General features: G+C 44.6%; 8 protein-coding genes. 1 reads left to right on the top strand and 7 read right to left on the bottom strand.

From position 1 onward, the window contains the following. Positions 1–58: 58 nt before the first annotated feature. Positions 59–340, bottom strand: a complete 282-nt coding sequence (spoIIID, locus tag LIQ05_RS18685) for a sporulation transcriptional regulator SpoIIID (RefSeq protein WP_226822856.1) — start codon at positions 338–340, stop codon at positions 59–61. A 509-nt stretch (positions 341–849) separates the two neighbouring features. Between spoIIID and LIQ05_RS18680 the strand changes: the two genes are divergently transcribed. Then, positions 850–2,652 carry an alpha-amylase family glycosyl hydrolase gene (locus tag LIQ05_RS18680; RefSeq protein WP_226822855.1) on the top strand — a complete coding sequence of 601 codons (1,803 nt, stop codon included), beginning with the start codon at positions 850–852 and terminating at the stop codon, positions 2,650–2,652. A gap of 236 nt (positions 2,653–2,888) precedes the next feature. Here the strand turns inward: LIQ05_RS18680 and LIQ05_RS18675 are convergent, their stop codons facing one another. From LIQ05_RS18675 to LIQ05_RS18650, 6 genes are all read right to left on the bottom strand, one after another. After that, positions 2,889–3,584, bottom strand: a complete 696-nt coding sequence (locus LIQ05_RS18675; RefSeq protein ID WP_226822854.1) for a DNA alkylation repair protein — start codon at positions 3,582–3,584, stop codon at positions 2,889–2,891. A 154-nt stretch (positions 3,585–3,738) separates the two neighbouring features. Then, positions 3,739–4,038 (bottom strand): hypothetical protein, encoded by a 300-nt coding sequence (locus LIQ05_RS18670; protein ID WP_226822853.1) that lies wholly within the window; start codon positions 4,036–4,038, stop codon positions 3,739–3,741. A 75-nt stretch (positions 4,039–4,113) separates the two neighbouring features. Then, positions 4,114–5,559: a Wadjet anti-phage system protein JetD domain-containing protein gene (locus LIQ05_RS18665; protein ID WP_226822852.1), complete on the bottom strand. Its 1,446-nt coding sequence runs from the start codon at positions 5,557–5,559 to the stop codon at positions 4,114–4,116. Next, positions 5,549–8,884: an ATP-binding protein gene (locus LIQ05_RS18660; protein ID WP_226822851.1), complete on the bottom strand. Its 3,336-nt coding sequence runs from the start codon at positions 8,882–8,884 to the stop codon at positions 5,549–5,551. Before LIQ05_RS18660 ends, LIQ05_RS18665 begins: the two co-directional genes overlap by 11 nt. Beyond that, positions 8,853–9,470, bottom strand: a complete 618-nt coding sequence (locus tag LIQ05_RS18655) for a DUF4194 domain-containing protein (RefSeq protein WP_226822850.1) — start codon at positions 9,468–9,470, stop codon at positions 8,853–8,855. The genes LIQ05_RS18660 and LIQ05_RS18655 overlap by 32 nt, the downstream gene beginning before the upstream one ends. Beyond that, entirely contained in the window at positions 9,430–10,848 is a 1,419-nt protein-coding gene (locus LIQ05_RS18650; RefSeq protein WP_226822849.1) for a Wadjet anti-phage system protein JetA family protein, read from the bottom strand. The genes LIQ05_RS18655 and LIQ05_RS18650 overlap by 41 nt, the downstream gene beginning before the upstream one ends. Between the last annotated feature and the right edge of the window lie 160 nt (positions 10,849–11,008).

Raw genomic sequence — 11,008 nt, 5'->3', positions numbered from 1 at the left:
CAGCTTGTTTATATTACCACTGCCGCAAGTAGAAGTCAAGCACTTTTTACAAAAACTTCTATATTTTTTTGTGCAGGTTGTTTTCCAGCATATGCTGGTGCAAATACTTCTCCCTGGTAGCCAGACCACCCCTGATATGCCTCTCCGATTTGTTTACCTCCAGCACCGCTCTGGCCTGACTTGCCAATGCTGGATTCAAACTTGCCAGCCGCGTTGTAACGTCCTTGTGCACTGTGGACTTGGATATTCCAAACTTCTTCGCTGTCTGCCTCACCGTAGCTTTCGTTTCAATAATGTAATTTCCAATCTCAACCGCCCGCTCCTCAATATACTCTTTCAAAAGAAACGCCTCCGAAGACGCTGTTTTTACAGTGTATGCAAAAGCATTTCTATAATATGAAATTAAATAGTCTACTTAACCAAAACATTTCTTCAGTTCTTCTGGTAAATATTTTGCCAGTTCTTCCACTAATTCATAAACTTTCGTTCATATTTTTTCAATTTTCACTTTAAAAAGGAACGCCTCCGCAAACACTTTTTTGCAGCACCTGCGGAAGCGTAATGTTTATATTTTCAGATCATATTTAAAACTCAGCTCGCCTCACTAAACAAAACCATATTGTCATAGCAATCCCCAACAAGAGCATGAAATATTTTCCATTTCTTATTTTTCATTTTTCATTCCGGTCTGCCTCTTTTGTATTGTACTCCCCATATGTAAATGTTTAATCTACCATTATTATATCAAATCCCCTCATCACATTTTTTATATAGAATAAACTCCCAAAATCTGCTATTATAGAAGACGTTAAGCATACAAATTAATTTCAAACAACAGAGGTGTTAGACATGAGTTGGTATAACGAGGCAGTTTTTTATCACATTTATCCATTGGGTTTAACTGGTGCACCGAAACAGAATGAGTATGGGGAGCCGGTTCACAGGCTGAATACGCTTCTTCCATGGATCGACCATATTAAGGAGATCGGGTGCACCGCTTTATATATTGGTCCTTTATTTGAAAGCGTGGGACACGGTTATGAGACTACCGATTATAGGAAGCTTGACTCCCGGCTGGGGGATAACGAGGATCTGAAGAACTTCGTTGCAGCCTGCCACGAGAAAGGGATCAAAGTCATTTTTGATGGTGTATTCAACCACACTGGACGTGACTTTTTCGCATTCAAAGATATTCAGGAAAAGCGCCAGAATTCACCTTATGTAAACTGGTACTGTAACGTAAACTTCTCGGGAAACACAGAATACAACGATGGTTTTTCCTATGAAAACTGGGGTGGATATAACCTTCTGGTAAAATTAAACCAGCGCAATCCGGACGTGCAGAACTATATCTGTGACGTGATCCGTTTCTGGGTTTCTGAATTTGACGTAGATGGTATCCGCCTGGATGCAGCTGACGTTCTGGACTTCGATTTTATGAAACAGCTGCGCCGCACTGCCGAGGACGTGAAGCCGGATTTCTGGCTGATGGGCGAGGTGATCCACGGCGATTACAGCCGCTGGGTAAATGGAAGTACTCTTCACAGCGTAACCAATTATGCCCTTCACAAAGCACTTTACAGCGGCCACAATGACCACAACTATTTCGAAATCGCACATACAGTGAAATACCTGCAGAACATGGGCGACCTTGACCTTTATAATTTTGTAGACAACCATGATGTGGAGCGTATTTACACCAAGCTTTCCAATAAGGCGCATTTTGCCCCGGTTCATGTGCTTCTTTACACGCTTCCGGGTGTTCCCAGCATTTATTATGGTTCTGAGTTTGGAATTGAGGGACGTAAGGAGAGAACCTCTGATGACAATTTAAGACCTGCCCTGAATCTTGCTGATTATGCTGACGCAGTGGAGAAAAATCCTTGCACAGCTCTTGTTTCTGCCCTTGGAAAAGTCCGCCAGAATACTCCGGCACTTAATTATGGAAGCTACGCTGAGCTTATGCTCACCAACCGCCAGTACGCTTTTGCCCGTGATCTGGATGGAGTGCGGGTGATCGTCACTGTAAATAATGATGACAACGCCGCTTCTATGGATCTGGCTGCTGGAAATGCAGCGGAGTATGTAGGTACTCTGACTGGTGAAAAAGCAGCAGTAGAAAATGGACGGATTCATGTAACAGTTGCCGGAAACAGTGGCAATATCTGGGTTCCTGCCGTAAATATGCCAGAGTATAAGCCAGTAGAGATGAATGCAAAAATGCCGGAAACTGTTGATAAAGCAACCGAGACAGCCAAAGCTGACCAGGCAAAAGAAGAAACTGCTGCTACTGTCGCAGAGCATAATGCAGCTCCAGCTTCCCAGGCTCAAGAAACTGCTGAAAAGGCGAATAGTATGAATGAGACTGTTGCAACTACTGCCAATAGCTCTGATAGCACAGTAAATGCTTCCCCAAAAGCAGCTGATAATACAGCAGCTAATATTACCGTCTCAGCCGACCCCGCCTCCGCGAACTCCCAGGTAACTGTAGACTGGTCCAAGTCACCAGAGGACATGACCGTCGAAGAACTCCAGGCCGGAATTCTTGCAAAAATGGCAAATAACGGCCCGGTAACTGACCAGATGAAGAAAACTGTTTACGACAACATCTGGCACGATTCTCTTGTGAACTGGCTGAAGAGCTTCCACTAATTTGCAGCCGGCGGCAAGGTCTCGTGCAAACATGGATTTTGATCCACCTACTGCGTAAACGAGGCAAAACACGCTGTACGATTTTTGACTGTGCCCACAGCAATTACCAGGCTCTCATGCAAGCATAAACTTTGGCTCGTTGCTTATATAAATACAAAATGCCAGAATAAAATTTGCTTTACCCTCACAATAAAGCTCTTCATTCTGGCATTTTTCGTTTCCCACTCTCTAAATCATCAAATCCTATTTTGCCGGAAACTTTTCAAATACTCCTTCTGTTCCGGCGTGATCCGGTAGCTTTCTACCGCCTTCTGGATGGCCTTTCTATGTACCCAGTCCGACAGTCTGTGCTGTTCAATATAGGGAACTGCAGTGTCCCACTGCTTGGCCAGCGCGGTGGCAAAATACCAGGCGGTCATCATGTTTACATAATATTCCTGGGACTGCACGCCAGCTGCCATTTCAAGATACTCTGGGGAAAAATCCTCGTCCAGGAAAAGGCGCATAAGCATGCCAATTCCGTAACGGATGGTGTAGGTTTCAGCGGATTTGATCCACTTTTTCACCTCTATTAATACTGCCTCTTTGTTCTTGCGAAAGCACTTTGGCTCTGGAAAATCACAGGTAGCCCAGTTGTCAATATAGGGAAGGAACCTTTGTACTTCTTCCATACATTTCGAATAGTCTTTTATTCCCGTGATCAGCATCATATGAAGGTTATTCTCCTCATAATAATAGTGTGGAAGCTGCTGTAAAAACACTTCTGCTTCTGGAGTTTTGCCGAATTCTTTTGCAAATTTCCGAAGAGCCGGAACCCGAATTCCAATAACTGTTTCCTTATCTGTTTCTGGCATTAATTTGCTGTGGAAATCACGGTATTTTGTATCTTGTAATTCAAATAACTGCCTCTGTAATTCAGTTAATTCAGCCATACATACTCCCTGTTTTTCAGCCCATAACAGACATTTCCTTCTAATTTTCAACGAAATTAGGTTTTCAGCTGTCGCCCTTTTAGTTTACATAATGTTTTACACAATGCTTTTGGTTTACCAAAATACTTATAGTTAATGTCAACTGGAACCAATTCTATTCTGCTTTCTCCGTTGCCGCCAGGCTTGCCATAAGAAGCTCGTAAAAGTCATCTTCTCCTTCCAGCTTTGGGGAGTTTTCCCCACCGCCATTGGTGCTGCGGCGCATGGTGGCATAGAAATCTTCTCCAGCGGATACCAGGTCCATTTCATACAATTCATAGCCAAGCTCCCTGCATAATCTGCAAAAAACAGTGAGAGGATCCTTTTCCAAACGGGTTGCCAAAAGCTTTCTTCGAAGTTCACCATCTTTCATTGCATCACCCTGCAGACGGTCCAGAATTTCCAATGTTGTCATATATGGTACCTCCTTTTTTTGCAGCTGTGCTCATAGAAGACTGTTGTGAACTCTACTCACCAAGAAGCATTCTTATTAAACATGCTGGCATTCCTGTTCCAGCTTCAGCTGTGTTATTTTCATATATTTTAATACCTCAGCTATCTGTTCGCAACTGTTAATTTCAGGATTTTCCCACAATTTTTCCAGCATTTTATCCAGGCGCTTATTGTCATTTTCCGTCAGCTTTTTGCTGTACTTTTCGTACTTTTTAAGCTCGGGGATTCCCATGTGGTACAACTGAAATGGGATATTTGTTTTCCTGCAAAGGTCCAGGTAGATTTCAAATCCACCCACGTCAATGTCTCCAAAATGAAGATATTCTGCCTGGGGAAGCTGCTTATAAATCATCTTCAAAAGCCTGCGCCGCACCTGGTCATGGTAGCCGCCAAGATAGATCAGAATGCTCTCTGGTTCGCTCCAGCGGTAAAATGTAGTTAGGTTTTCTATGGTGATTATCCTTTTCACATTGGAAATATTTGTCAGCACCAGAGTATTAATATCCTCTCCAGAAATTCCAATTCCCTGCCGTAAAGCTGCAAGATCAATCTGAAATCCGGAAGTATTCTGCGGTCTGTTTTCAGTGCCATCACCGCATAGCTCAAAGGGTTCGGCGTCCAGCCCCCTTTTCAGGAATATACCGTCCGCACCTGTCTTCTGCTCCTTCTGTACCAGGCAGCCACAGCCTTTCAAATATACATAGTTTGGAGTATGATAAATCTGATATTCTGCCAGAATTTCATACACGTCCATGTCTTCATATCCAGGACCAAATCTGCGCAAAATTTTCCCAATCAGGCCAATCATATTTTCAAATTTCTTGGAATCGCCAAGATGATCTATGGAAAATTCACGGATATATACAGGCTTTTTATTCTGTTCAATCGAACACAGGGTATCAAGAAGTTCCCCTGTCTGAGTGGAATCCGCAATGTCAATGTATTCTTTTACCGATTTTCCATCCTTCATACGCCCGAGAAGATATTTGACAAACTCCGCTATAATCCCATTTTCATTTTCTCCAGCTGCTTCGGCATCCTCACTTATCAGATTTGCATTTCCACAGTTTTGACCATCTCCATCGTATTGATTGCTGGGATTTCCAGTGCATTGTTTCTTCCCATATTCTTCTATATATTCCTGTAACCCCCTCAACGTCCGCTCTTCATTAACCGCTTTCGGCGTCCGGTGGAGATACTGATACACCTTTCCCACCGCCTCTTCATTCAGGATCACCTTCTCGATGATCGTCCCTGGTCTACCTTTTTTCCACTGGATTTTCAGAAAACCGCGCCGTTCCATATCCTCTGCTGCCACATGGATCTGCTCATAAACCATAGAGCTTTCATCAAAATATTCCGGCAGATTTCTTCTGGAAAAAGTCATGGAAACGTGGATCTGAACTTTATTTTTCCCAGAAGAAAGCAGACTTTTTTCGTAAGAATCCAGCAGATTTTTTAATAGCAGCTGGTCATACTGCATTGTGATATTCCTCCACATAGCTCCGCTTCTGGTCGGTCATTACCAGCATGATCTCATCCATAGAAGGGCCAATATACTGGATCTTATCCGGCGGAGCAGCAATGATCAGCTGAAGCGGAAGACGTCTCAGGAACTCCAGAACACCGCCGATCCTTTCATCATCCATGTTATTAAAGGCCTCATCAAACAACACCAGACCTGCTGCCTCGCCCCCAATATTGTTGCTGTAAAGCTGCACAAAAGAAGCTGCCACAGTCACATAAAATGGGGTCTGTGTCTCGCCGCCGCTCTTCTCCTCACATACCTTGGAATAATAAGAATAGGTGCCATCATTGTGTATGATCTTAATATCATAATCCATGTAGGTACGGTAATCTGTAAACTCGTCAAGGGCCTGTGCACTGTTGTCTCCGCTTACCGAAAGCTGCTCAAACAGCTCCTCGATCACGTCCTTATGGGCCTCATGGAAGATTCCGGAGAACAGGGATTCGCCCTGTGTTACATTGAAATCATCCATGATCATCTCATAATAATTGCGGTATTTTTTGCTTGGCATAAACTGGAATTCATAGCGTTCACTGCTGAAATCAATACCCTTTAACGCCTTGTTCAGTTCCTTAAATTCACCCTGGGCAAGCTTCATATTCTCCTGCAATTTTGCCAGGAACTGCTCATGGAACTCAGTCTCTGCAGCTTCCCGGGCAGATTGCACTTTCTCTTCATAATCAAGCAGTTCAGAGTTTTTCAGCCGTTCATACACAGCCTCAAATTCCGGGAAACCATCCAGACTGGCAGCTGCGCCAAAATCGTGCTCCGTCTTATATTCTACCATGGCATTTACCATATCATCTTTGGCATTCTGGCATCTGTCACTGTTGTATTTTCTCTTATTAGAGGGCTGCTTATAAAAATACTCACTCTGGAACTGTTCAATGGTTTTTCCACCCAGTGCTTTCTCATATTCCTGGTTCCAGGTATTTAAATGGTCTTTTTCTGCTGCGCCAAGAGCGGTTACCTCTCTTTTTTCTGACAGCTGTTTTTCCAGAAGTGTCTGTTTTCCGGCAACAAGATCCTGGATCCGGGTGCGCATTCCTCCGATTTTTTCTCTATCAGAATTGATGGTGGAATCCAAACCTCTAAGCACCTTTTCCAGCTCTTCCAGCTGAACCTGTTTCTGGATCAGGGTGGAGTTTTCTTTTAGTTTTTGAATATTTTCCTGACATTTTTCAATGGATCTATTTACCATGCGAAGGGTACTGATCACATCCAGGCGGTACTTAATATCCACATCACATTCGGTAGAAAGAAGCCCCAGGATCTCTTTCATACCAGCCAGCTGCTTCTCCTGGTTTTCCATTGTTTCGCATAGCTTCTGGAACTCCTCCTCAGCCTGTACCAGCTGTACGGTAAAAGCATTTTTGCCAATAAACGGAACCCGGAACACATCTGGTTTGATGGCACTTGCCACACGGTTCTGGTAGCGCATACAGCCCTTCGTAATGGAAATAGGATACTTTTTCAGATCCTCGTAGCGCTCACACATCTGCACTTTTCCAAGGATCATATTGCTGTACTGGCGGGCATATTTATTCTGGGCAGTGACTACCTCTGCCAGGGTTCCAGCAGGTGCGGTATTGTATTTTTCCAGATCTTTTGTGTTGATCAGACCCACTCCGTAGACCTTTTTCTCTCTTCTTAAGCGGTCGTAAATACCAAGTGCAATGTCGAAATTCTCTGGTTCCACAAGCACGTAAAAACGCTGTGTATTTAGATAGCCTTCCACTGCATTTCGCCATTCTTCATTCTGGAGCTCCAGCATTTCACAGAGTACTCCAGGCTGGATTTCTCTTCCAAGAGCGGCAAACTCTTCCTGTACAGAGTCCACAAGAAGCTCTACCCCAGATGGATAAGTCAGCTTTTTACGCTTCAGCTTATTGATCTTTTTGCTTAATTTTTCTCGCTCAGTATGATTTTGGTTCAGCTGGATCTTCAGCTGTGCCTGCTCCTCCTGAAGCTCTCCATAGCGTTTTTGTTTGAAGTGGATCACCTCATCGGTAAGGCTCTTTATTTCAGCTATATTCACATCACCATCCAGGGTCTGAAGCTGTTTCCGGTATTCGCGGATACAGGAAGCAGAATCCATGCTGATGCCATTTTCTGCATTTGCAGGCTGACTTGTTCCCATAGAAGCTGCGGCAGAATATCCAGAAGTGCTCTCTGTTCCCATAGCCTTCCATAAGCTTTCGCAATCCCGTGCCGCCTTGGCCACACTTTTCTTCAGTTCAGCCTCCTCAGCCATAGCGCTCTGGCGCTTATCCTGAAGTCTTTTCAGCTCTTTTTTCTCTTCCTCCAGTGCTACAAATTCCTGATTATGACGCAATTCCACCCGGATATTCGTTGCGATTTCCTGCTTTTCTCCCCGCTCTTTTTCAAGCATTTCCAGCTGAACTTTCGCCTGGGAAAGACGGATTTCCTCGCTCTTTTTTGCAGCCTCATTGCTTCTGATCTGGCTTTCTACCAGGTCCAGTTCGCTGCGTTTCAGAAAATATCCGTACATCCGTTCTTTCTCCATATGCTCCTGTACGCGCTGGTAAAGAGCCTGGATATGCTCCAGCTTTTTCATTCTCTTTTTTACATTCTCAAGTGTACGTTCCATATCCTGATAGGTGCGTACATTCTCCCGGAGAACGTCAATATTAACCTCTTTTTCGTCCAGAACATAAGAGTAAACGAAGTCCTTAATATCGTCAATTGGCTTAAATGCAAGGGCCTTTGGAATCAGGCGGAAGAACTTATCTTCGATTCTTCCAAGCCTTGCTGTGACCATTTTACGGGCTTCTACATTGGTCTTGCACCACTGGCGGATATCCATGTTGGAGCCACGGAACTCTGCGATGGATTTCACCTGGTTCCCATACAGGAAAAGGTCATCTGAGATTCTGGTATTCTCCATCAGATAGCGCACTGTGGTCTCCTGTCCCTCAGAAGCAGAGTCCACAACCGCACCAATAATAAAATATTTATCCTTGCTTTCCTCATAAAATTCCAGGGCAACATGAGCGCTGATCTCACCGGTACGCTCGTAAGGCTGGTTCTCTTTTCCGGTTTTGCAGCGGATATAACCAGTCAGCTTTCGCTTGCCGTTCTCGTGGGCAGCCTTGTTAAAATAGCCGGTGGAACAAATGACCACAAACTGGATTGCGTCCAGAAGAGTGGATTTTCCAGCGCCGTTTTCACCGGATAAAAGAGTGGAATCTCCAAACTCTATGGTACAGTTATTGAACCTGTGCCAGTTAATCAGCTTCATCCTCGTCAGTTTCTTCATCGCTTTCGTTCTTTCCCTTTCTGTATGTCTCCAGCTTCTCATAAGCTGCCTTAATGTCTTCTGCACGTACCGCCATCAAAATGGAACCGTAGATCAGGACACGGGATTCTTCATCCCCCATATCCCGGTCCAGAAGCTCCACGATCTGGTATCTGCGGAACAGGCTCAGGGCGTTTCGCATGGTGGTTTTGTCTATGATTTTGTCACGGATCTTCAGGCTGATAAACTTGTCCTGAATGTCGCCCAGGTTCACAATAACCTCTTCTATTGCGGAAAGTTCACGCTTCTTTTCGTCGTAAAGGATCCGTAGGATCAGCAGGATAATGGAGTCGTAAAGCTTCAGGTTCATCCGGTTGATTCCTCTTGGACTTGTCAGCTGGATCACTCCATATTCTTCATTTATCTCAAGACGATAGCCAAGAACACCCAGGTATTCTTTAAATTCTTTGCGGTATTTCAGCACAAAATAATAATCTGCCCTGGTATTCTGGTTTCCTTTGCACAAAAAACAGGTTCCCAGAAGGCGGTTACAGACTCTGCCGAAATTATCCTTTTCTTTTTGCAGCATTCCTTCCAGATATTCCATTCTCTTTCCTCCGTATCCGAAAATCTTTGAAACGGTAACCATTTACTTCCCGTTCTTCCAGTGTCTCTATTGTATATCCCATGTTCTTGCGCTGACCGAAAAGGCGCACATAGATCAATTTGATAAAATCGTCTTCATTATTAAGGGGAAGCTTGCTGGCTTCCAGTTCTTCTTTGCCCTCCAGCTGACGATCCACGTAGGTCTGAATTTTTTCCACACTGATCACCCGTTGGATCTTTTCTGCCATTTTCCGCATTTTTTCCCGGCGAAGCTCTTCGTCCGGTGCTTCCTCATCCAGACTGGCAGGGACAAATTCTTTCTTTCCTTCTACTGCCAGGTACAGGGAGTTTTGTTCCAGAATGGAGCACTGGTAAATGCGTACCAGATCATCCAGAAAATCAATGCGGTAAATGCCGCCAAGATCCATGTTTTCCCGGTTGATCTCTTCATTGATCCCCATGAGGATTTCTTTCAGCTGGCCACGTACATCCTCATTTCCTGCCAGGAGAAACTTGGCGCGGCCTATGGCAGCGCGCTGGTACTGGGTGTTTTTCTGGTTGATTTCCTGGAGAATGTCATCCATATTACGGAAAGCCTCTATAATTTCATGCAGGTAGCGGTAGGTCAGCTCCCGTCCGTCTTCCAGGGATACCTCACGGATGGTGGCAATTTCCGCAGATGCTTTTTCCAGAAACTCTTCATTATGGCTTCTTTCTTCCAGACGTTCCATAATTTCCGGACGGAACTTGGAAACATTGTCGGAGGTCAGCAGGCGGTGGTAGGCTTTGTCCACAATGTTGGTGATGTAGTCGTTAAACAGGGCGTCCATGATCTGGGCAACTGTGCTGTGCCGGGTGAGATCATCGATGTAGTGTTTGATGTTGGAGTTCAGGTTTTTCAGGCCTGTGATCAGGTAGTCTGTGTTTTCCCAGATCTGCATGAGCACGATACCTGGCTTGTCCATGGTGCCTTTTACCAGGCTATAAATGGTGTAAATGTAGCCCTGGTATTCGATCTGTTTGCCGTCTGCGATGTCCAGGAGGGTTTTGATTATTTTGACCGCGTATTCTTCGAAGTTTACGCGCTGCACGTAGCTTTTGTCGGTTTCCACTTCAATCCAGCCGTAGTATTCCAGGCGGCGCAGAATGCCGTTTGCCCGGCTTCGGCTGTCGTTTGCCTGGAATTCTTCTTCCACCAGCTGGGCTGCATTTTCCTGGTCAAAATAGAATTCCAGCTCGTCTACCAGCACTTCTCTTTCTACACCGAAGGAGAGCTGGTGTTCCATGATGGAAAAAAGACGGCTGATGCATTCCCAGTATACGATCCGGTTGGGGGAGGACAGGGGGACAAAAAAGTTGTCCGGGATTATGTGAAACATAGGGAGTGTCCTTTCTTTAAACGTAAAACAAGGGGCAAACTGCTTTGCCCCTGAAATTTTCCTTTATTTTAGCATAGTCGGTTTTATTGTACAAGGTTTTATCTGTTGCTATTTTGTGGGTTGAAAAGTTCGTCGAAGAGGGACGCATTCGGACAATGGG

The sequence above is a fragment of the Blautia glucerasea genome, from assembly GCF_020537505.1.
GTDB lineage: Bacteria > Bacillota > Clostridia > Lachnospirales > Lachnospiraceae > Blautia_A.
This window is presented reverse-complemented; position numbering and strand designations above follow the sequence as displayed.